The organism is Streptomyces sp. A3M-1-3 (assembly GCF_024213665.1).
Classification (GTDB): Bacteria; Actinomycetota; Actinomycetes; order Streptomycetales; family Streptomycetaceae; genus Streptomyces.
The window spans coordinates 75,647-97,286 of the sequence record NZ_JANAVP010000010.1 but is presented as its reverse complement, the minus strand read 5'-3'; the positions used below and the strand labels follow the sequence as shown (position 1 = coordinate 97,286).

General features: G+C 72.1%; 15 protein-coding genes and 3 pseudogenes. 16 read left to right on the top strand and 2 right to left on the bottom strand.

All coding sequences use genetic code 11. The annotated features are described in order from the left end of the window. Positions 1-173: 173 nt before the first annotated feature. From NLX86_RS13910 to NLX86_RS13875, 8 genes are all read left to right on the top strand, one after another. Positions 174-1,427 (top strand): serine hydrolase, encoded by a 1,254-nt coding sequence (locus NLX86_RS13910; RefSeq protein ID WP_254371982.1) that lies wholly within the window; start codon positions 174-176, stop codon positions 1,425-1,427. 68 nt (positions 1,428-1,495) lie between these two features. Beyond that, positions 1,496-1,870 (top strand): PPOX class F420-dependent oxidoreductase, encoded by a 375-nt coding sequence (locus NLX86_RS13905; protein ID WP_254371981.1) that lies wholly within the window; start codon positions 1,496-1,498, stop codon positions 1,868-1,870. Positions 1,871-1,980: 110 nt separating this feature from the next. Continuing rightward, positions 1,981-3,927, top strand: a complete 1,947-nt coding sequence (locus NLX86_RS13900; protein WP_374213880.1) for a hypothetical protein — start codon at positions 1,981-1,983, stop codon at positions 3,925-3,927. Between the two features lie 197 nt (positions 3,928-4,124). Continuing rightward, positions 4,125-4,967, top strand: coding sequence for a nitrilase-related carbon-nitrogen hydrolase (locus NLX86_RS13895; RefSeq protein WP_254371980.1), 843 nt, complete (start codon positions 4,125-4,127; stop codon positions 4,965-4,967). Further along, positions 4,964-6,247 (top strand): aspartate aminotransferase family protein, encoded by a 1,284-nt coding sequence (locus NLX86_RS13890; RefSeq protein ID WP_254371979.1) that lies wholly within the window; start codon positions 4,964-4,966, stop codon positions 6,245-6,247. Before NLX86_RS13895 ends, NLX86_RS13890 begins: the two co-directional genes overlap by 4 nt. A gap of 38 nt (positions 6,248-6,285) precedes the next feature. Further along, positions 6,286-7,689 (top strand): dihydropyrimidinase, encoded by a 1,404-nt coding sequence (gene hydA, locus NLX86_RS13885; RefSeq protein ID WP_254371978.1) that lies wholly within the window; start codon positions 6,286-6,288, stop codon positions 7,687-7,689. Between the two features lie 22 nt (positions 7,690-7,711). Beyond that, on the top strand, positions 7,712-8,713 hold the full coding sequence (locus NLX86_RS13880) for a TIGR03842 family LLM class F420-dependent oxidoreductase (protein WP_254371977.1): 1,002 nt from the start codon (positions 7,712-7,714) through the stop codon (positions 8,711-8,713). Positions 8,714-8,740: 27 nt separating this feature from the next. Beyond that, positions 8,741-10,273: an NCS1 family nucleobase:cation symporter-1 gene (locus NLX86_RS13875; RefSeq protein WP_254371976.1), complete on the top strand. Its 1,533-nt coding sequence runs from the start codon at positions 8,741-8,743 to the stop codon at positions 10,271-10,273. 24 nt (positions 10,274-10,297) lie between these two features. Here the strand turns inward: NLX86_RS13875 and NLX86_RS13870 are convergent, their stop codons facing one another. Together NLX86_RS13870 and NLX86_RS13865 are read right to left on the bottom strand one after the other, a co-directional pair. Further along, positions 10,298-10,963 carry a hypothetical protein gene (locus tag NLX86_RS13870; RefSeq protein ID WP_254371975.1) on the bottom strand — a complete coding sequence of 222 codons (666 nt, stop codon included), beginning with the start codon at positions 10,961-10,963 and terminating at the stop codon, positions 10,298-10,300. Positions 10,964-11,053: 90 nt separating this feature from the next. Then, positions 11,054-11,284 (bottom strand): annotated as a pseudogene (locus tag NLX86_RS13865) (hypothetical protein); the annotation flags it as partial. A gap of 774 nt (positions 11,285-12,058) precedes the next feature. Here NLX86_RS13865 and NLX86_RS13860 point away from each other — a divergent pair. The 8 genes and pseudogenes from NLX86_RS13860 to NLX86_RS13825 all read left to right on the top strand — a co-directional run bounded on the left by NLX86_RS13860 (position 12,059) and on the right by NLX86_RS13825 (position 21,633). Then, positions 12,059-12,880: an inositol monophosphatase family protein gene (locus NLX86_RS13860; RefSeq protein WP_254371974.1), complete on the top strand. Its 822-nt coding sequence runs from the start codon at positions 12,059-12,061 to the stop codon at positions 12,878-12,880. Positions 12,881-13,531: 651 nt separating this feature from the next. After that, a complete protein-coding gene (locus NLX86_RS13855; RefSeq protein ID WP_254371973.1) occupies positions 13,532-14,950 on the top strand; it encodes an NAD(P)/FAD-dependent oxidoreductase in 1,419 nt (472 codons plus the stop codon). Positions 14,951-14,970: 20 nt separating this feature from the next. Next, positions 14,971-15,156: pseudogene (locus NLX86_RS13850) on the top strand (macro domain-containing protein); the annotation flags it as partial. Continuing rightward, a pseudogene (locus NLX86_RS13840) lies at positions 15,138-16,702 on the top strand (Tn3 family transposase); the annotation flags it as partial. The pseudogenes NLX86_RS13850 and NLX86_RS13840, both read left to right, overlap by 19 nt. Positions 16,703-17,092: 390 nt before the next feature. Further along, a complete protein-coding gene (locus NLX86_RS13835; protein WP_254371970.1) occupies positions 17,093-18,298 on the top strand; it encodes an NAD(P)/FAD-dependent oxidoreductase in 1,206 nt (401 codons plus the stop codon). A gap of 179 nt (positions 18,299-18,477) precedes the next feature. Continuing rightward, a complete protein-coding gene (locus NLX86_RS13830; protein ID WP_254371969.1) occupies positions 18,478-19,374 on the top strand; it encodes an RNA polymerase sigma-70 factor in 897 nt (298 codons plus the stop codon). Between the two features lie 349 nt (positions 19,375-19,723). Then, a complete protein-coding gene (locus NLX86_RS35035; protein ID WP_374213879.1) occupies positions 19,724-20,245 on the top strand; it encodes a recombinase family protein in 522 nt (173 codons plus the stop codon). After that, on the top strand, positions 20,161-21,633 hold the full coding sequence (locus NLX86_RS13825) for an AlkA N-terminal domain-containing protein (protein WP_254371968.1): 1,473 nt from the start codon (positions 20,161-20,163) through the stop codon (positions 21,631-21,633). The genes NLX86_RS35035 and NLX86_RS13825 overlap by 85 nt, the downstream gene beginning before the upstream one ends. The last annotated feature ends 7 nt before the right edge of the window (positions 21,634-21,640 follow it).

Here is a 21,640-nt window from a genome sequence, read left to right as displayed (position 1 = left end):
CGCACTCCTTCGGGTGATGATCAGCCGGGGCCGTTCGATGAGCGGCCCCGGACCGCGCCCACGCTCCTACCATCGGCCTGCCGTCGGGGACCACTTCGAGCCGCGTGGCCGGCCCTGTCCCGAAATCAGCTTCTGACGGATCAGAAGACGTTACGAGAAGAACGAGGACCACGATGCTTCGAAGCAAAGCCGGCGGCGCTGTCGCGCTGGGGGCGGCTCTGCTGATGCTCGCGGTGCTGCCCGCACAGGCCGCCGAGGCCCGGCCCGTGGCGAAGCCGGCGCCGCGGCCGGAGCCCGGCGTCGAGGCGTTGCGAGCGGTGCTCGCGCAGGCTGTGTCGCAGGGTGCGCCCGGAGCCGTGGCGCGTATCGACAGCGTCGGCGGGACATTCCGGGTCGCCGAGGGGATCGCCGACCGGGGGACGGGCCGGCCGATCGGCACCGCCGACCGGTTCCGGATCGGCAGCGCGACGAAGTCCTTCTCCACCGTGGTCGTCCTCCAGCTCGTCGCCGAGGGCAAGCTGGGCCTGGACGAGCCGGTCAACCGCCACCTGCCGGGCCTGCTCCCCGACGACCGGATCACCGTGCGGCACGTCCTCAGCCACACGAGCGGCCTGTGGGACTACACGAACGACATGTTCGACCAGACCGTCCCCGGCTTCGAGGCCGTACGGAACAAGGTGTTCACCCCGCAGGAACTCATCGACCTCTCCCTGACCCACGCGCCCTCGCCCGCACCGGGCACGGCGTTCGGCTACTCCAACACGAACTTCGTGGTGGCCGGCATGCTGATCGAGAAGATCACCGGGGCGTCGGTGCGCAGGGCGTACGAATCCCGCATCATCAAGCCGCTCCGCCTGGTGAACACGGTCTACGTGCACCCGAGCACGGTCATCCCCGGCAGGTACGCGCGCGGGTATCTCAGGCCCGACGAGGCCGGCGCGCCGCTCGTCGACTCGACCCGGCAGACGGCCTCCTGGGCGCAGGCCGCCGGTGCGCTGATCTCCGACCCCAAGGATCTGAACCGGTTCTTCTCGGCGCTGATGAGCGGCCGTCTGGTGCGCGCGGATCTGCTGGAGCAGATGCAGCAGTGGGCGCCGAGCAACCCCAACGGCAAGCAGTTCTACGGGATGGGGCTGCGGCGCCGCGACCTGTCGTGCGGAGTCTCGGTGTACGGCCACACCGGTACCGTCCAGGGGTACTACACGTACGCGTTCACCAGCAAGGACGGCAGGCGCAGCGTCAGCGCGCTGGCGAACACGTCCAACAACTCGGCGGTGCTCGTCACCATGGCGGACACCCTGGAGGCGGCGTTCTGCGGCGCCCGCCCGGCCGCGACACCGGCGCCCTCGGCCCGCATCGCCGTACCGCGGCAGCAGTCCCAGTACCCCGTCCACGAGGACATCGCACCGGACATCGCCCGCGACTGAGGGGCGTACTGAGGGGCGCCCCCCGGGGTCACCGGGCGGCGTACCGGCGCCGGCATAGGCTCACGAACATGAACCTCGACGAGCTCGGCCGCAGCCCGTACGTCAGCCTGACCACCTTCCGGCGCGACGGGACGCCCGTCGCCACGCCGGTCTGGGCCGTGTCGGACGGGACCGAGCTGTACGTCTGGACCAAGACGGACTCCTGGAAGGTCAAGCGCATCCGCAACAACAGCCGGGTGACCGTGGCTCCGTGCGACGTACGCGGCCGGATCCCGGCGGGCGCCCCGGTTCTGGAGGGCACCGCGCGGCTGCTGGACGACACCGGTCCGATCCGGGTGCTGCTCTCCCGTAAGTACGGTTGGCGGTTCTGGATCGTCGACTGGCCGGCCATGATCGCGCGTCGGGGCAAGCGGCCGCACACAGGGATTGCGGTCAAGCTTTGAGCAGTCCGCTCCGCCGATGAAAACCGCGCGTAGCCGTCCCGTAACACAACTGGGGTCGAATGCCTGCGGACCGGAGGCTTCCAGTCGGCGGGCGTGGGCAGGGGCGGGTAATGAGGGTGGACCAACTATCGGCAGCCGCCGGTGAGTTCGCGCAGTATCTGAGGGACATGACGGCGCTGCTCGATCAGGGCGGCGGCTGGTGCGGAGTGTTCTGGCAGCGCGATCCCGGTGGCATGCGGGCCTGTCTCGACGGGCACGAGGTGCCGCCCTGGGACGTGGTGGAGTCCCTGCTCCAGGACCTGGCCGGCCGGCACGGCGCGCAGTTCGCGGAACACGAGGCCGCACGGGCGGGCCGGCTGCACGCGGCGGCCGTGGCCGTGCACGATCAACTGTCCGGCGGGGCGGGGTCGTTACGGGACAGGCTGGAGGCGGTGCTGCGCGAGCGGACGTACGCGGAGGAACGGCAGCGGGAGCTGGCCGCCCGGCTGCGGGTCACCGCGGCGGGGCCCGAGGCGGAATCGCTCGGGCACGAACTGGCGTGGGCCCAGGACGACGTGGAGCGCGCGACGGTCCGCTGCGCGGAGTTCCGCACCAGGCTGGCGGCCCTGACCCCGCCCCCCGGCACTCCGGGCCGCCCGGTGGCCCCGGAAAGCTGGTTCCGGGCCCCGGACCCGGCGGGAGAGCCGTGGACCGACCCGGACGGACCCACCGAGGCCGAGCCGGCCCGAGGGGCCGGGCAGTCCGCATGGGGGCCAGGCCGGCCCACCGGCCAGGGCGCTGCGCCGCACCCGGCCCGGTGGGCCGACAGGGACGGTGCGGCTGATGGCACGCCCGCCGCCGGGCCGGGCGCCGAGCCGGACACGGCCCGTTGGGCCTCGGACCCAGAGGGCCCGGGCGGCACCACGCCTGGTCAAGCGGCACCCGCACCCGAGGCGGGCGCTTCACCGCAGCCGGCGGGGTGGGCCGACAGGGACGGCCCCGGCGCGCCCGTGGGGCCCGCACCCGCCCCCGAGCGGGGAGCTGCTGCGTACGCGGCCGGTTGGGCCGCAGGCAGGGAGGGTTCGGGCGCCTCCGCGCCGGCGGCGTCCGCACCCCAGCCCGGTGCTGTGCCGTACACGGCCCGTTGGGCCCCGGACCCAGAGGGCCCGGGCGGCACCACGCCTGGCCAAGCGGCACCCGCACCCGAGGCGGGCGCTTCACCGCAGCCGGCCGGGGGCGCGCCCGCGGGGCCTGTTGCCGCGTCCGAGCCGGGCGCTGCGCCGCGCAGGGCCCGGTGGGCCCCTGGTGCGGCCCGGCGAACGGCACCCGCACCCGACCCCGCGCCGCACGCGGCCACGCGTAGGCGGCGGTCGCGGGGGGCTCGGTTTGCCGGGCTCGATGACGAGGTGGAGGTGCAGGTCGCGCCCGTGCTGCCCGAGCCCGTCGCCCCCGACGACTCGGCGTTCACACCGCGCGGTGCCCGTTACCGCGGGCTGGCTCCCACCGAGGCACACGCAGGGCACCAAGCGGAGCCGGAAGACGCCGCCGAGGCCCGTAAGGCCGCCGCCGCGGTCGTCGCCGAGCTCATCGGGCTGCGGGCCGAGGGCCGCAGCGGCGAGGCGCACGTCGTCCTGTGCCAGGCCGCCGTGTGGCCACCCGCACGGCTCCCGCTACTCGCGGTAGAACTGCACCGGGCCGGCCTCGCCGCCGACTGGGCGACCCTGCTGTGGGAAGCGGCCTCGCTACCGCCCGACCGGCTGGCCGCGACCGCCGCCGCCCTCGCGGCCGCGGGCCGCGACGCGGACTGCGGCCGGCTGCTGCGCCAGGGCGTCTCCCGCCCCGCCGCGGAGATCGCGGCCGCGGCGCTCGCGCTCGCCGGCGCCGGCCGGGAGCCGGAGGCACGCGCGCTGCTGGACGCCTTCATCCGCGTACGTACCCCGGAGGAGGCCGCGCAGATCGCCCAGAGCGATCCGCAGCAGCTGGTTCCCCAACTGCTCGCGGCAGCCGACGCGGTGTCCGACGCCTGCCGCCGTGACCTGCTGCACGCCCTGCGCGTGGCCGGGGTGAGTCCGGCGTGAGTCCGGGGTGAGCATCGCGTAGCTATCGCGTAGTTACGGATGCGTACGGAGTGGACCGCTCGGGTGCGAAACATGATCGACTCTGCCGGTTAACGGCGATGGTCTTGCCCCGGGGTGTGACGGGGCTTACGTTCTCCACCTACGCATCGTGTCTACGTGCGTAGAGGCTCTCTGACGTCCCGTCGAAGGAGCAGCTCATGGCCAACGTCGTACGCGCCGCACTGGTCCAGGCGACCTGGACAGGCGACACAGAATCCATGATCGCCAAGCATGAGGAGCATGCCCGTGAGGCGGCCCGCCAGGGCGCGAGAATCATCGGGTTCCAGGAGGTCTTCAACGCTCCCTACTTCTGCCAGGTGCAGGAGCCGGAGCACTACCGCTGGGCGGAGCCGGTCCCGGACGGCCCGACCACCCGCCGGATGCAGGATCTCGCCCGCGAGACCGGGATGGTGATCGTCGTCCCCGTCTTCGAGGTGGAGCAGTCCGGCTTCTACTACAACACCGCCGCCGTGATCGACGCCGACGGCTCCTACCTCGGCAAGTACCGCAAGCACCACATCCCCCAGGTCAAGGGCTTCTGGGAGAAGTTCTACTTCAAGCCGGGCAACCTCGGCTGGCCCGTCTTCGACACCGCCGTCGGCAAGGTCGGCGTCTACATCTGCTACGACCGCCACTTCCCGGAGGGCTGGCGGCAGTTGGGCCTGAACGGCGCGCAGCTGGTCTACAACCCCTCCGCCACCCACCGCGGTCTCTCCGGCCACCTCTGGCAGCTGGAGCAGCCCGCCTCCGCCGTCGCCAACGCGTACTACATCGCCGCCATCAACCGGGTCGGCCAGGAGGAGTACGGGGACAACGACTTCTACGGGACGAGCTATTTCGTCGACCCGCGCGGCCAGTTCGTCGGCGACCTCGCCAGCGACAAGGAGGAGGAACTCCTCGTCCGGGACCTCGACTTCGACCTCATCGACGAGGTCCGCAAGACGTGGGCGTTCTACCGGGACCGGCGCCCCGACGCGTACGAGGGGCTGGTGCAGCCGTGACCGATCTGTACAACCGGCACCGGGCCGTGCTGCCCGACTGGCTCGCGCTGTACTACGACCGCCCCATCGAGATCACGCACGGCGAGGGCCGGTACGTCTGGGACGCGGCCGGCAGGCGCTATCTCGACTTCTTCGGCGGCATCCTCACCACCATGACCGCCCACGCCCTCCCCGAGGTGACCAAGGCGGTCAGCGAGCAGGCCGGCCGGATCATCCACTCCTCGACGCTCTACCTCGACCGGCCGATGGTCGAGCTCGCCGAGCGCGTGGCCACCCTCTCCGGCATCCCCGAGGCCCGGGTCTTCTTCACCACCTCCGGCACGGAGGCCAACGACACGGCTCTGCTGCTGGCGACGACGTACCGCGGCTCGAACCAGATCCTGGCGATGCGCAACAGCTACCACGGGCGGTCGTTCTCGGCCGTCGCCATCACCGGCAACCGCGGCTGGTCGCCGACCAGTCTGTCCCCGCTGCAGACGCTGTACGTCCACGGCGGTGTCCGCAGCCGCGGTCCGTTCGCGCAGCTGTCCGACGCCCAGTTCATCGAGGCCTGCGTCGCGGACCTGGAGGACGTCCTCGGCCAGACCCGCGGGGGTGTCGCCGCGCTGATCGCCGAGCCGATCCAGGGCGTCGGCGGCTTCACCTCCCCGCCCGACGGGATGTACGCGGCGTTCCGCGAGGTCCTCGACCGGCACGGCATCCTGTGGATCTCCGACGAGGTGCAGACCGGCTGGGGCCGTACCGGCGAGCACTTCTGGGGCTGGCAGGCGCACGGGCAGAACGGGCCGCCGGACATCCTCACCTTCGCCAAGGGCATCGGAAACGGCATGTCCATCGGCGGTGTCGTGGCCCGCGCCGAGATCATGAACTGCCTGGACGCCAACTCCATCTCGACCTTCGGCGGCAGTCCGGTCACCATGGCGGCGGGCCTGGCCAACCTCTCGTATCTGCTGGAGCACGACCTCCAGGGCAACGCCCGCCGTGTCGGCGGCCTGCTGCTGGAGCGCCTGCGCGCGATCGGCGCCGCCGTGCCGTCCGTACGGGAAGTACGCGGCCGGGGTCTGATGGCCGGTATCGAGCTGGTGAAACCGGGCACCGACGAGGCGGACCCGGCCGCGGCCGCGGCCGTGCTCGAAGCGGCCCGCGAGGGCGGACTGCTCATCGGCAAGGGCGGCGGCCACAGCACCAGCGTGCTGCGCGTCGCACCGCCGCTGTCGCTGACCGTGGCGGAAGCGGAAGAGGGCGCGGAGATCCTCGAAGCGGCACTGCGCGGCCTGTAGCCGACCGTCGACGTACCTTCGAAAGGGAGCGCACCACCATGAGCACCCGCACCCTGATCCGCGGTGGCCTCGTCATCACCGCGGCCGACGAGACCCACGCCGACGTACTGATCGAGGACGGCCGGATCGTTGCCATGGCCGCGCACGCGTCCACCGTGGCCGAGGGCTGGACCGCCGACCGCGTCATCGACGCGGCCAACAAGTACGTCATCCCGGGCGGCGTCGACGCGCACACCCACATGGAGCTGCCCTTCGGCGGCACCTTCGCCTCCGACTCCTTCGAGAGCGGGACCCGCGCCGCCGCCTGGGGCGGCACGACCACGATCGTGGACTTCGCCGTGCAGACGGTGGGGTACTCGCTGCGCGAAGGGCTGGACGCCTGGTACGCGAAGGCCGACGGCAAGTGCGCGATCGACTACGCCTTCCACATGATCCTCTCCGACGTCAACGAGTCCTCGCTCAAGGAGATGGACCTGCTCGTCGAGGAGGGCATCACCTCCTTCAAGCTCTTCATGGCGTACCCCGGCGTCTTCTACAGCGACGACGGAAAGATCCTGCGGGCCATGCAGCGCTCGGCGAACAACGGCAGCCTGACCATGATGCACGCCGAGAACGGCATCGCGATCGACGTCCTCGTCGAACAGGCCCTGGCCGCCGGCCGCACCGATCCCCGCTACCACGGGGAAGTACGCAAGGTCCTGCTGGAGGCCGAGGCGACCCACCGGGCGATCCAGCTCGCGCGGGTCGCCGGCGCACCGCTGTACGTCGTGCACGTCTCGGCGGACGAGGCAGTCCAGGAGCTGGCCGCCGCCCGGGACAAGGGGCTCAACGTCTTCGGGGAGACCTGCCCGCAGTACCTCTTCCTCTCCACCGACAACCTCGCCGAGCCGGACTTCGAGGGCGCCAAGTACGTCTGCTCGACGCCGCTGCGGCCGCGCGAGCACCAGGAGGCGCTGTGGCGGGGCCTGCGGACGAACGACCTCCAGGTCGTCTCCACCGACCACTGCCCCTTCTGCTTCACCGGGCAGAAGGAGATGGGCCGCGGCGACTTCTCCAAGATCCCCAACGGCCTGCCGGGCGTGGAGAACCGGATGGACCTGCTCCACCAGGCGGTCGTGGACGGCCACATCAGCCGACGGCGCTGGATCGAGATCGCCTGCGCCACCCCGGCCAGGATGTTCGGGCTGTACCCGCGCAAGGGCACCATCGCGCCGGGCACGGACGCCGACGTCGTCATCTACGACCCGCACGCCGAGCAGGTGCTCTCGGTCGAGACACACCACATGAACGTCGACTACTCCGCGTACGAGGGGAAGCGGATCACCGGCCGAGTGGAGACCGTGCTCTCCCGCGGTGAAGTCGTCATCGACGAGCGGGAGTTCACCGGCCGCGCCGGGCACGGCCTCTACACGCCGCGCGCCACCTGCCAGTACCTGCACTAGCGAAGAACTGGGAGTTCCACGTATGGACTTCGGACTCGTCCTGCAGACCGACCCGCCGGCCTCGGCCGTTGTCGGACTGATGCGGCGCGCGGAACGCAACGGCTTCCGCTACGGCTGGACCTTCGACTCGGCCGTGCTCTGGCAGGAGCCCTTCGTCATCTACAGCCGCATTCTGGAACATACACAGAAGCTCACCGTCGGCCCCATGGTCACCAACCCGGGTACCAGGACCTGGGAGGTCACCGCCTCCACCTTCGCCACGCTCAACGACATGTACGGCAACCGCACCGTGTGCGGCATCGGGCGCGGCGACTCGGCGATGCGCGTCGCCGGCCGCAAACCCAACACGCTGGCCCGCCTCGGTGAGGCGATCGGGGTCATCCGCGACCTCGCGGAGGGCCGGGAGGCGGTCGTCGACGGGCAGCCGGTCCGCCTGCCGTGGGTGAAGAACGGGAAGCTGCCCGTCTGGATGGCGGCGTACGGGCCCAAGGCGCTGGCCCTCGCGGGGGAGAAGGCCGACGGCTTCATCCTCCAGCTCGCCGACCTGTACCTGACCGAGTGGATGGTCAAAGCGGTCCGCACGGCCGCGGCCGAGGCCGGCCGGGACCCGGACTCGATCACCATCTGCGTCGCCGCGCCCGCGTACGTCGGGGACGACCTCGCGCACGCCCGTGAGCAGTGCCGGTGGTTCGGCGGCATGGTCGGCAACCATGTCGCCGACCTGGTCTCGCGGTACGGCGAGCACTCGGACATGGTGCCGGAGGCCCTCACCGCGTACATCAAGCAGCGGCACGGCTACGACTACAGCCACCACGGCCGCGCCGGGAACCCGTCGACCGACTTCGTACCCGACGAGATCGTCGACCGGTTCTGCCTGCTGGGGCCGGCCCGGGCGCACATCGAGAAGCTGAAGGCGCTGCGCGAGCTGGGTGTCCACCAGTTCGCGGTCTACAACATGCACGACGCGAAGGAAGCGACGATCGACGCGTACGGCGCCGAGATCATCCCCGCACTGAACTCCTGACCAGCGCAGAGGAAGGGTCCCGCCGCCATGACCGCGACCGTCCCGCCGGCCCACTCCCCTGACGACGCGGCCCAGATAACGGACGCGCAGGGCCGCGTCGAGCTCGCACCCGGCGCGGCCCCAGCCGACGGCCGGTTCGTCAACGACGACCTCCTCCCCGTCCCCGTCGAACGGCGCCGCTGGACCACGTACAACTTCGCCGCCCTCTGGGTCGGCATGGCCCACAACATCCCCTCCTGGCTGCTCGCTTCCGGTCTGGTCACCCTCGGCATGGACTGGAAGCAGGCCGTCTTCACCATCGCCCTGGCCAACGTGATCGTGCTCTTCCCGATGCTGCTCACCGGGCACGCGGGCCCCAAGTACGGCATCCCGTTCCCGGTGCTGGCCCGGGCCTCGTTCGGGCTGCGCGGCGCCAACCTGCCCGCGCTGGTACGGGCCGGCGTGGCCTGCGCCTGGTTCGGCATCCAGACCTGGATCGGCGGCTCCGGGATCTTCGTACTGCTCGGCAAGATCTTCGGCGGCTGGGCGGAGGCGGCGCAGATCGCCGGCCAACCCTGGACCCTGTGGCTCTGCTTCGTCCTCTTCTGGGCGCTCGAACTGGCCATCATCTACCGGGGGATGGAGACCCTGCGCCGCTTCGAGAACTGGGCGGCGCCGTTCGTGATCGTCGGCGCGCTGGTGCTGCTGGTGTGGATCTCCGCCAAGGCGGGCGGTCTGGGCCCGCTGCTCGACCAGCCGTCCAAGCTGGGCTGGGGAGCGGACTTCTGGCCCGTCTTCTTCCCCTCCCTCATGGGCATGATCGCCTTCTGGTCCACCCTGTCGCTGAACATCCCGGACTTCACCCGCTTCGGCGCGGGCCAGCGCGCCCAGATCTGGGGCCAGACCCTCGGCCTGCCCAAGACGATGACGCTGTTCGCCCTGCTGTCGGTCTTCGTCACCTCCGGCTCCCAGGCCGTGTACGGGGCGCCGGTCTGGGACCCGGTGCTGCTGGTGTCGAAGACCGACAACGTCTTCGGCCTGCTCTTCGCGCTGGTGACCGTGCTGATCGCGACGATCTCCGTGAACATCGCGGCGAACGTCGTCTCGCCCGCGTACGACCTGGCCAACCTCGCGCCGGGGCTCATCAACTTCCGTACGGGCGCGCTCATCACCGGTGTCGTCGGCGTCCTGATCATGCCGTGGGAGCTGACCTCCAGCCCCGAGCTGTACATCTTCACCTGGCTCGGCCTGGTCGGCGGCATGCTCGGCACGGTCGCGGGCATCCTCATCGCCGACTACTGGATCATCCGCCGCACCCGGCTGTCGCTGGCGGACCTCTACCGCCCCGGCGGCCGCTACTGGTACACGTCCGGCTGGAACCTCAAGGCGCTCGCCGCCTTCCTGGTGGGCGGCGTCCTCGCGATCGGAGGCTCGCACTCCGCCCCGGGGAAGGGCCCGTTCCCCGAGGACGGCCTGATCCCCTTCCTCAGGCCGCTCGCCGACTACGGCTGGGCGGTCGGCCTCGCCTCGGCGCTGGTGCTGTACGCCGTCCTGATGCTCCCGGAGCGCTCCCGGCACTAGGACCAGGGGGCTCGCGGGCGGGGGTCAGTCCTCGCCCGCGGCCTTCTCCAGGGCCGCCACGGCGTCTTTCGCCGCCCGTACCGCGCCCTCACGTATCACGGCCTCGGCCGGGGCGCCCTTCGACTCGAAGTCGCTGCCGTTGTACGCGACGGTCACCATCGCGTTCTCCACGCGGACCACCACCACCGCTTCCCGCGTCTGCTGCTTGTCCTCCGTGGTCAGCGCCCGTGCGACGGACGCCTCGTCCCCGAGGCCGGGAACCGCCGTCCTGCCCTGGCGCTTGGCGTACGCCGTCCGGGCGGCGTCCACCGAGTCCCTGACCTCGAGGGTCACATCGAGCCAGTGGTACTCGTACTCGTCGAGCCCGCTCCAGGAGCAGGTCCGGCGGTGCGAGGGGTCGGCCGGAGGCAGCTCGGTACCGGCCGTCTTCCCGCCCGGAACGAGAGCCTTGACCGTCGCCGCCGTGATCACCGCGCACGCGGCCGGGGGCTTGCCGTACACCGGGGCCACGGCGACCTCCGTAGCGGCACCTGCAGCGGCGGCGGCCTGCGGCCCCGGCGAGGCGGCGGCGCGCGGCGCGTCCTTACCCGTCGCGGGCGCGTACGGGCCGGACGTCCAGGCCCAGCCGACCGTGGCGAGAACGGCGACCGGCAGCAGGCGCACGGCGAGAGTGACCGGTAGAGAACGCATGGCGGACTTCTCTCGGGGCGGTGAGGGACGGGTACTCGCAAGCGGAGTGGGATGAATGTGCCACACGAGCCCCCCAGAGGAACAGTGGGGTCAGTGGGACGGTTGTGCCGGTCGCTCAACCGAAGCGGAACCGGAGGTCTCCGGCGCGCCGCCGAGCAAGGACTCGACGCGCTCGACCGCCGTGAACGCGCCGAACGCGACCAGGTGCACCAGACAGTGGTCCGCGTGCTCCGGGGTGCGCCAGGCCGCCACGTCGTCGTCCGTGATGCGGTACGGAGCCAGCGCCGACAGCAGCGCGAGCCTGGCACCGGGCCGGTCCCGGCCCGGAAGCCAGTCGCGTCCGCTGTCCGCGACAGCAGCAGCACATCCGGTCGCCCGGCTTCCGCGAGCGAGGCCGTCAGACGGGCATGGCCGTCGACCACCACCGGTGAGTTGAGCCCGCTGATCCACCACAGCAGTACGGGCGGCAGGATGCCCTCCCGGTATTGGCGGCGGTAAGCCCTGACCCGGGCGGAGTGGGTGGGAGGCAGCGGCCGCAGGGGCAGAAGATCGCGGGCCGCCTCCACCGGGTCGCCGTATCCGAACCAGGTGAGGTGGCCACGGTCGGGATCGAACGCGAGCACCTGTGACCAGTGCGCCGCCACGTCCCATCCCCGGGGCATGCCGCGGGAGAGATGCCAGTCGCCCTGGTGCAGAGGGCCGTTGGTGCTCGCCCGCAAGCCGGCCGCGAGGTAGTGGGCCCACCCGGCGAGCCACTCGTCCTCGCCCGCAGCGGCGGCGCGGCGGGACCGGGCGAGACCGGCCCGCAGCGGCGGCAGGGGCGAGACGTACCGGCCCGTACGGGCGAAGTACACGCCGCGGTGGCTCGCGCGTTGCGCGGCGAACGGGACGTACTCCGTGCCCTGGCGGACCAGTAGCCGCCCGCCGTCGGCCGATTCGACCAGCAAACCGGGGACCGCCGGACTCGTGCAGGTCAGCGCCGGCATGCGCGGACGAACGGCCGGGCTGTCACCGCCACCGCAGGCTTCACCTGGAATCCACCGGCCGGTTACGGGGAGGGTGGGGATTGTCGGTGGGGCGTGCTTTGCTGGATGCATGATCGATGACTTTCTCGCAGGTGACCTGACCGAGGTCGAGGAGGCGGTACGCAAGGCGGCCGCGGCCGAGATCATGCCCCGCTTCCGGCAGCTCGCCGCGCACGAGATCGTCGAGAAGAAGGGGCCGCACGACCTCGTCACGGTGGCCGACCGGCAGGCCGAGGAGCATCTGACCGAGGCCCTGACGCGCCTGCTGCCCGGCTCGGTGGTGGTCGGTGAGGAGGCGGTTCACGCGGACCCGGCTGTGTACGACGAGCTGCTCGGCGAGGCGCCGGTATGGATCGTCGACCCGGTCGACGGCACGCGCCAGTTCGTGCACGGCGACCCCGGGTTCTGCACGCTCGTGGCACTGGCCGTGGCCGGCGAGGTGTTCGCGTCCTGGACGTACGCGCCGGCGCTCGACGAGATGGCCGTGGCGGTACGGGGCCGGGGCGCCCGGCTGGGCGGTGAGCCCATACGGTCCGGCTCGCCGGCCCCCGGCCAGGTCCTGGAAGTCGCCACGTCGCACCCGGACTTCACCACCGGCGAGCAGAAGCGCGCCCTCCTCGGGCTGAACGTGGACGGGGTGCACACCCGGCCCTGCGGCTCGGCGGGCCTGGAGTACCTGTCGGTCGCGCGCGGCGAGCTGGACGCGGTGGCGTTCTCGTGGGAGAACGCCTGGGACCACGCGGCGGGCATGCTGCTGGTCGCGGAGGCGGGCGGCGCACAGACGACGATCGCGGGCGAGCCGTTCCGCATCACGGGCGGAAACGCCCTGCCATTCACGGCCGCACGAGACCGGGCGACGGCGGTGCGGGTGCGGGACTTGCTGCGGGGCTGAGCACGACGCGGCGGCGGGCGGGGCCGTTCAGGGGGCGCCGCGCAGGGACCCCAGGGACGGGGGGCTGTCGGGCGATGGCCGCGCGACGGCGGTGCGGGTGCTGGCTGAGCGCGAGGTTGGGGCGGGCTGCTCGGCTTGTGCCGCGCAGGGACCCCAGAGACGGGGGCGTTGCCGCGCGGCGGCCGCGCGTGAGGGGGTGGCGGCGGTGCGGGTGCGGCGGGCGGGCTGCTCGGCGGGTGCCGCGCAGGGACCCCCGTAGAGACGGGGGCGTTGCTGCGGCGGCCGCGCGTGACCGGGGTGGCAGCGGTGCGGGTGCTGGGTGAGCGAGGGGCTGGGGCGGGCTGCTCAGGGTGTGGCGCGTAGGGACCCCCGGGGGGAGACGGACGCGTTGCCGGCCCAGGGTGTCGGCGCGCGCCGCCTCCCCGGCCCCGGCGCGCCCAGGGTCGCGCCGCGGCCCCACCCAGGGCACCGGGTCGCGCCGCTGCGGCCCCGGCGCGCCCGTTGTTGCCGGGGGCTTGCCGTGTCCGCCCCGCCGGTGGTGGCCGCCCACCGGCCGGGGATTCGACCGCCGCGAGGCCACCGCCGTACGGACTGTCACCCATCGGGAATACCCTGGTGCTCCTGGCCGTCGGCTGACAAAGGAGTCCGAAGGTGCCGTCGATTGTCGATGCCGTGATCGTGGGGGCGGGGCCCAACGGACTGACCGCCGCCGTCGAACTCGCCCGCCGCGGCTTCTCGGTGGAAGTCTTCGAGGCCAGTGACACGGTCGGCGGGGGAGCGCGGACCGAAGAACTGACCCTCCCCGGCTTCCGTCACGACCCCTGTTCCGCCGTGCATCCGCTGGGTGCCGGCTCGCCCGCGTTCCGGGCCATGCCGCTCGACCGGTACGGGCTTCAGTGGCTGCACCCCGAGCTGCCCATGGCCCACCCGTTCGACGACGGCACGGCGGCCGTGCTCTCCCGCTCGGTCGCGGAGACGGCGCTGTCCTTCGGGCCCCGGGACGCCGGTACGTACCGGCGGCTCGTCGCCCCGTACCTCGGCAAGTGGGACACCCTCGCCCGCGACTTCATGTCGCTGCCGCTCACCGCGCTGCCGCGCGACCCGTTCACCCTCGCCCGCTTCGGTATCGACGGGCTGCCGCCGTCGACATGGCTGATGCGCCGCTTCCGCGACGACAAGGCGCGTGCCCTGTTCGCCGGGCTCGTCGCCCATGTCATGGCACCGCTGGGCGGCATCGCCACCAGCGCGGTGGGCCTGGTGTTCGCTCTCGCCGCGCACGCGAACGGCTGGCCGATGCCGCGCGGCGGCTCGCAGTCGATCTCGGACGCCCTCGCCGCCTACCTGCGCGACCTCGGCGGCGTCGTCCACACCGACTTCGAGGTGAAGCGGCTCGACGACCTCCCGCCCGCCCGCGCCTACGTCTTCGACACCTCGCCGACCGCGCTGGCCCGCATCGCGGACCTTGGCAGCACGTACGACAGCTACCGGTACGGCGCATCGGTGTTCAAGATCGATTACGCGCTGGACGGGCCCGTGCCGTGGACCGCGAAGGAACCGCGGGCGGCCGGCACCGTCCAGATCGGGCCCAGCAGCCGGGAGATCGGCACGGCCCTACGGCAGGCGGCCGGCGGGCAGGCGCCACGGACACCATTCCTGATCACCGCCCAGCCCAGCCTGGTGGACCCCTCCCGGGCGCCCGCCGGCAAGCACGTCTTCTGGGTGTACGGCCATGTGCCGCACGCCTGGACGGGCGACCTCACCGAGGCTGTCGAGCGGCAGATCGAGCGCTTCGCCCCCGGCTTCCGGGACCGCGTGCTGGCCCGCGCCACTGCCGGCCCGCCCGAGCTCGCCGCCCGCAACGCCAACTACATCGGCGGGGACATCGCCTGCGGCGCCGCCACGGGCATCCAGCTGCTGCTGCGGCCGAAGATCTCCCTCTTCCCGTACAGCACCCCGCACCCGGCGGTCTTCCTCTGCTCCTCCGCCACCCCGCCGGGGCCCGGCGTGCACGGCATGTCCGGGCACAACGCCGCGAAGGCGGTCTGGCGCCGACTGAGGGAGGCCCGATGACAGGCCCGATGACAGGCCCGATGCCCCACATCGCTCTGGTCCGCGGAGACATCACCGAGCAGCAGGTCGACGCCGTCGTGAACGCGGCCAACTCCTCGCTGCTCGGCGGCGGGGGCGTCGACGGGGCCATCCACCGCCTGGGCGGCCCGGAGATCCTCGCGGAGTGCCGCGCGCTGCGCGCCTCGCACTACGGCAAGGGGTCTCCGAGGTCCGCACCATCGCGGAGAAGAGGCTGCACACCACGGTCGCGAAGGCCGCCCGGCGGGCGGACCCGGCGCTGCCCGGCGACCTGGTCGCCACGCTGAAGACACCGGAGGGCAGGCGGTACTCGGAGCTGGAGCGGATGCGCCGGCCCCCGACGCGGACCACCGGTACCGCGATGAAGGGCGCGTTGCAGCGGGTCGATGAGATCTCCGCGTTCCAGCTGGGCTGCCTGAAGCTGGAGCAGGTCCCGCCGAACAGGCTGTCCGCGCTGGCCCGCTACGGGCTGGGCACCAAGGCGCCGAAGCTGGAGCGGACCCCGGAGCCCAAACGCACGGCGATGCTCACCGCGGTGATGCGCCACCTGGAGGCTAAGGCGATCGACGACGCGCTGGATCTGTTCGAGGTGCTGATGGCCACCCGGCTGATCAGCACGGCGAAGCGGGCCACAGGCAGCAACGGCTCTCCACCCTGCCGCAGTTGGAGAAGGCGTCGCGGATCGTGGCCCGCGCGGCGAAGGTGATCATCGAGGAGCTGGAGCTCATCGAGGAGACCGGCTCGGATGTGGATGTGGCCGCCCTGTGGGCGGCCCTGGAGGAGGTCGCGCCCCGTGCCGCGCTGTCGAGTGCGGCGGCCACGGTGGTGAGCCTGGTCCCGGAGGACGACGACTCGGCGGAGACCGCCATGCGCGGCGCGCTGGCGCTGCGCTACAACACGGTCAAGCCGTTCCTGTCGCTGCTGGGCGAGTCAAAGGCGCTGGACGCGGCGACCGGCGGGACGCGCATCCTGGCCGGGGTGAAACGGCTGCCCGCGCTGTCGCGGCGGAAGGTGGGCGAGAAGCCGCTGCTGCCGCGGGAGGTCGACGACAAGCTGGTGCCGGCGCACTGGCGCAAGGCGGTGTACGCCAACGCCGAGCTGCCCCAGGGAGCGGTGGACCGCGACGCGTACGTGGTGTGCGTGCTGGAGCAGCCGTTCCGCGCGCTCAAGCGCCGCGACATCTTCGCGTCCCCCGCGCACCGCTGGTCCGACCCGCGCGCCCGCCTGCTGGAGGGCAAGGGCCGGGAGGCGGTGCGCGAGGACGTCCTGGCGGGCCTGAGCCAGGACGAGGACGCCGAGCAGCACCGGCGGGAGCTGACCGGGGTACTGGACGCGACGTGGAAGCAGATGGCCGAGCGCCTGGAGGAGGCCGGCACAGACGCGAAGATCAGCATCGGGGTCCAGCCCAACGGCAGGGCGAAGCTGAACGTGGAGAAGCTCCACGCGCTGGGTGAGCCGAAGTCGCTTTCGTGGCTGCGCGGCCGGGTCGAGAAGATGCTCCCGAAGATCGACCTGCCGGACCTGCTGTTCAGGGTGCACTCCTGGACCGGGTTCCTGGACGCCTTCGTACACCTGGGCGACGGCAGGACCCGCATGAAGGACCTGACCACCTCGGTCGTGGCCCTGCTCGTCTCCGAGGCGTGCAACATCGGCATGACCCCGGTCATCAACCCGAACCACGGGGCGCTCACCCGCTCCCGCCTGGTCCACGTCGACCAGTACTACCTGCGCGCCGCGCTACAGCTTCACCGCGTCCGTCCCGCGCGAGGGGCTGCGGCCCCTGCGCGACCCGGACGCGGTCGAGCTGGACGACGATGACGACGGCCGCGAGGACTGAACGGGCTACGGCTGGGACGGGATCAGGGTGATCCTGACGCTGCGGTCCAGGTACCGGCTGTACGGCGCCGCCAGGGCCTCGCCTCCGTTCTCGGCCAGCCACTGGTCGTCACCAGCTTCGCGACGGCGAGACCGGCCAAGCAGATGACGGCGCCGGTGACGTCCCAGCGGTCGGGCCCGGAATCCGTCCAGGCTGCCACGCCTGTGGAGTGATCTGCCTCACATGCTGTCACAGGGATCGATCAGGCGGTGTCTTGTGCCCGAACCGCTTGAAACGAAGGAGACACCATGACTGGGAACACCGATGTGGTCGTGATCGGCGGCGGATACGCCGGCGTCATGGCGGCCAATCGCCTGACGCAGCGCGACGACGTGACCGTGACGCTGATCAACCCGCGCCCGACCTTCGTCGAGCGCGTCCGCCTGCACCAACTGGTGGGCGGGTCCGACGACGCGGTCGTCGACTACCGAGAGGTCCTGGCCGAGGGCGTCCGGCTGGTGGTCGACACCGTGGCACGGATCGACGCGGCCGACCGCAGCGTGGCGTTGGCGTCGGGCGGCAGGGTCGGCTACGACTACCTGATCTACGCGGTGGGCAGTGGCAGCGCGGACCCGCGCGTGCCCGGAGCGGCCGAGTTCGCCTACCCGATCGCCGGCCTGGAGGAGGCGCAGCGGCTGCGGCCGGTCGTCGACGCCGCTCCCGCGACGGCCGCGGTGACGGTGGTCGGAGCCGGTCCGACCGGCATCGAGACCGCCGCCGAGCTGGCGGAGGCGGGCCGCGCCGTGACCCTGGTCTGCGGCGGGGTGCTCGGCCCGTACCTGCACCCTCGGGGTCGACGCTCGGTGGCCGGGCGGCTGGCGGCGCTCGGGGTGACCGTGCTCGAAGGCTCCGACGCGAAGGTGACGGCGGTGACCCGCGATGCTGTGCGGCTCGGTGACGACCGCGAGCTGCCGAGCCAGGTGACCATCTGGACCGCCGGCTTCGGCGTGCCGGACCTGGCCATGCGCAGCGGGCTGAGCACCGACGCCCTGGGCCGCCTGCTCACGGACGAGACGCTGACGAGCGTGGACGACGAGCGCATCGTCGCGGCCGGGGACTCGGCGGCGCCGTCAGGCCTGCCGCTGCGGATGAGCTGCCAGGCCGCGATGCCTCTGGGCGCGCGGGCCGCCGACACGGTGCTCAGCCGGATCGCGGGTGAGCAGCCCTCGACCCTCAACCAGGTGTTCGCCGGCCAGTGCATCAGCCTGGGCCGACGCGCCGGTATCTTCCAGTTCGCCCACAGGTCCGACGTCGCGCTGTGGTTCCACATCGACGGTCGCCCTGGCGCGAGGCTCAAGGAGTTCGTGTGCAAGGGCATCGTCAAGCACCTGGCAGAGGAGGCACACAAGCCCGGTGCGTACAGCTTGCACCGCGTCTCAGGAGGTGCCAAGCGCCAGCAGCAGTTGCAGGCCAAGCGCGGCGAGGCGTCGGCCACCGCTGAACGGGCAGCCTGAGCCTCGGTGGCCGATCCGTCGATCATGAACGGATCTGGACTGCATGTCGTGCGGCGGCGCCCTGATTGCGGGGCACCGCCTCGCGCATGCGCGGCTACCAACGAAAGGGACCTTGCTGTGGATGCACGCTTGAAGGCCTTCGGCAAACAGGGCCGGCCGCGAAGGAGAGGGTTCGAGATATGAGCGACCACGCCACTGACCCGGCGACCGAGACTTTCGTCGCCCACCGCAACCTGCTCTTCACCGTCGCCTACGAGATACTCGGATCGGCGGCCGACGCCGAGGACGTCCTCCAGGAGACCTGGCTGCGGTGGGTCAAGGTCGACCTGGGACAGGTGAGCGACCAGCGCGCCTACCTGGTCCGGATCACGACCCGCCAGTCGCTCAACCGGCTGCGCATGATGACGCGCCGCAAGGAGGCCTACGTCGGCCCCTGGCTGCCCGAGCCGCTGCTCACCGCGCCGGACGTGGCCCAGGACGTCGAGCTCGCCGAGAGCGTGTCGATGGCGGTCATGCTCGTCCTGGAGACGCTGTCGCCCACCGAGCGCGCCGTTTTCGTGCTGCGCGAGGTCTTCGACGTCGGCTACGAGGAGATCGCGGCCGCCGTCGACAAGAGCCCCGCGGCCGTCCGCCAGATCGCGCACCGCGCCCGCCGGCACGTCGATGCCCGCCGCCCTCGCGAGGTGGTCTCCGCGAGCGAGACCCGGGCGGCTCTGGAGTCGTTCCAGCGCGCGCTCGACAGCGGGGACCTGCAGGGCCTCCTTGACGTGCTCGCCCCGGAGGTCGTCCTGGTGAGCGACGGCGGTGGCATCAAGCAGGCCGCGCCGCGGCCGATCACCGGCGCCTGGAAGGTGGCCCGTCTCATGATCGGTGGGCTCGGCAAGAACGAACTCCCGATCACCGTCGGCCCCACCGTGGTCAACGGCAGCCCGGCACTCCTCGTACACCTGGACGGGGAGATCGACGGCATCATGGCGATCCGCGTCGAGGACGCCCGCATCACCGGCCTCTACTACGTCCGCAACCCGGAGAAGCTGTCCCGCGTCGAATCCGAGACCCCGCTCACCCTGCGATGAATTCCCGGTGGCGGTCAGCCACCTGGGGGGTCAGGTGCAGCGCTGAACACCGGGCCCCGAAGGGTGATGCCCTCGGCCTCATTCTCACAAATGGTCATCTGTGAGAGTTCTGCGACAGGCCCCGGAGTGATCACGTTTCCGCAGGTCGCCGTTCGCAAAAGTCCTGTCGAAACCTGCGTGTTGTGCGAGGCACTTCTGAGAGACTGCCGTCATGGATTTGACGCCCGATCAGGCCGCGTTGGCGGTAGAACGTCACGACTGCCCGAACTGAGACGCGCCTGCTGGCAGCGCCTGCCGCACCCGGGGCGGGAAGACCGCCGCGAAGTACCACACCCCGCGCTTCGTCCTCGTGCCCGCGCTCCGCGAGGAACTGGAGATCCCGGTCCCCGCCGACCGCGGCCCCGGCCGCGCGTGGAAGCAGGGCCCGGCGCTCGCCGTGGTCCCGGCGCCGCGTACGGAGCGGCCGGTGCGGATCGGGTACGCCCGCACGTCGACCGCCCGGCAGGAGCTGGCGAGCCGGCTCGAAGCCCTCCGCCGGGCGGAGTGCCACAAGGTCTTCCACGAGCAGATCAGCACGCGCATCAAGGTCCGGCCCGAGCTGGAGAAGGCGCTCGCGCCGGCCCACGAGTTCGCTGGCCCACGAGTTCAAGGAGGCCGCTCCCGAGACGCCGGTCATCTTCACCGTCCACGAGCTCAAGCGCCTCGCGCTCGAGGCAGCCCTGGCAGCGCAGGGTTGATGTCGGAAATCCGCCAGCCCGGGCCACGGCCGTGCCCGATCCTTGGAGCATGCACACCGACACCGAGCGCTGCGTACGCGCCGTGCAGTCGAAGGACGCCCGCTTCGACGGATGGTTCTTCACCGCCGTACTGACCACCCGGATCTACTGCCGTCCGAGCTGCCCGGCCGTGCCGCCCAAGGTCGAGAACATGACCTTCCTGCCGAGCGCGGCCGCATGCCAGCAGGCCGGCTTCCGCGCCTGCAAGCGCTGCCGCCCCGACACCAGCCCCGGCTCCCCGGAGTGGAACGCCCGCGCCGACGCCGTCGCCCGCGCGATGCGGCTCATCCGGGACGGTGTCGTGGACCGCGAGGGCGTCCCCGGGCTCGCCGCGCACCTCGGCTACTCCACCCGGCAGATCGAGCGGCAGCTGCGCGCCGAGCTGGGCGCCGGGCCGCTGGCACTGGCACGGGCGCAGCGGGCGCAGACCGCCCGCCTCCTCGTCGAGACCACCAGCCTGCCCATGGCGGACATCGCCTTCGCGGCCGGATTCTCCTCGATCCGTACCTTCAACGACACGGTCCGCGAGGTCTTCGCCATCGCCCCGAGCGAACTGCGCCTCCGCTCGACGCGTAGCCGTCCGCTGCCGCAGACCCCCGGCCAGCTCTCCCTGCGGCTGCCGTTCCGCGCCCCCCTCAACCCCGACAACCTCCTGGGGCACCTGGCCGCCACCGCCGTGCCAGGCGTGGAAGAGTGGCGCGACGGGGCGTACCGCCGCACGCTGCGACTGCCGTACGGAACCGGAATCGTCACCCTCGCCCCCCGGCCCGACCACATCGCCTGTCAGCTGGCGCTCACCGATCTGCGCGATCTCACCATTGCCATCAGCCGGTGCCGCTGGATGCTCGACCTCGACGCCGATCCGGTCGCCGTCGACGACCAGCTGCGCACCGACCCGCTGCTCGCCCCGCTCGTGGACAAGGCGCCCGGCCGCCGGGTGCCGCGCACCGTCGACGCCGCGGAGTTCGCGGTACGGGCCGTTCTCGGCCAGCAGGTCTCCACGGCCGCCGCCCGCACCCACGCGGCCCGGCTGGTCACCGCCCACGGCGAGACGGTCGAGGACCCGGCCGGCGGCCTCACCCACCTCTTCCCGGCGCCGGAAGCCCTGGCCGCTCTGGACCCGGAGGCGCTCGCGCTGCCGCGCAGCCGCCGCACCACCCTGACCACGCTGGTCGGCGCCCTCGCCGACGGGTCGCTGAAGCTCGGCTTCGACAGCGACTGGGACAAGGCCCGCGACCGGCTCACCGCGCTGCCCGGGTTCGGGCCCTGGACCGTCGAGGTGATCGCGATGCGCGCACTCGGCGACCCGGACGCGTTCCTGCCCACCGACCTCGGCATGCGGCGCGCCGCCCAGGAGCTGGGCCTGCCGTCCACCCCCGCCGCGCTGAGCGCCCGCGCGGCCCAGTGGCGCCCCTGGCGGGCGTATGCCGTCCAGTACCTCTGGGCCACGGACGGCCACCCCATCAACCACCTGCCGGCATAAGGAGCCC

Coding starts and splice junctions, on each gene's coding strand:
- NLX86_RS13910 (WP_254371982.1), top strand. CDS start 174: ATGCTTCGAAGCAAAGCCGGCGGCGCTGTCGCGCTGGGGGCGGCTCTG.
- NLX86_RS13905 (WP_254371981.1), top strand. CDS start 1,496: ATGAACCTCGACGAGCTCGGCCGCAGCCCGTACGTCAGCCTGACCACC.
- NLX86_RS13900 (WP_374213880.1), top strand. CDS start 1,981: ATGAGGGTGGACCAACTATCGGCAGCCGCCGGTGAGTTCGCGCAGTAT.
- NLX86_RS13895 (WP_254371980.1), top strand. CDS start 4,125: ATGGCCAACGTCGTACGCGCCGCACTGGTCCAGGCGACCTGGACAGGC.
- hydA (WP_254371978.1), top strand. CDS start 6,286: ATGAGCACCCGCACCCTGATCCGCGGTGGCCTCGTCATCACCGCGGCC.
- NLX86_RS13880 (WP_254371977.1), top strand. CDS start 7,712: ATGGACTTCGGACTCGTCCTGCAGACCGACCCGCCGGCCTCGGCCGTT.
- NLX86_RS13875 (WP_254371976.1), top strand. CDS start 8,741: ATGACCGCGACCGTCCCGCCGGCCCACTCCCCTGACGACGCGGCCCAG.
- NLX86_RS13870 (WP_254371975.1), bottom strand. CDS start 10,963: ATGCGTTCTCTACCGGTCACTCTCGCCGTGCGCCTGCTGCCGGTCGCC.
- NLX86_RS13860 (WP_254371974.1), top strand. CDS start 12,059: ATGATCGATGACTTTCTCGCAGGTGACCTGACCGAGGTCGAGGAGGCG.
- NLX86_RS13835 (WP_254371970.1), top strand. CDS start 17,093: ATGACTGGGAACACCGATGTGGTCGTGATCGGCGGCGGATACGCCGGC.
- NLX86_RS13830 (WP_254371969.1), top strand. CDS start 18,478: ATGAGCGACCACGCCACTGACCCGGCGACCGAGACTTTCGTCGCCCAC.
- NLX86_RS13825 (WP_254371968.1), top strand. CDS start 20,161: ATGCACACCGACACCGAGCGCTGCGTACGCGCCGTGCAGTCGAAGGAC.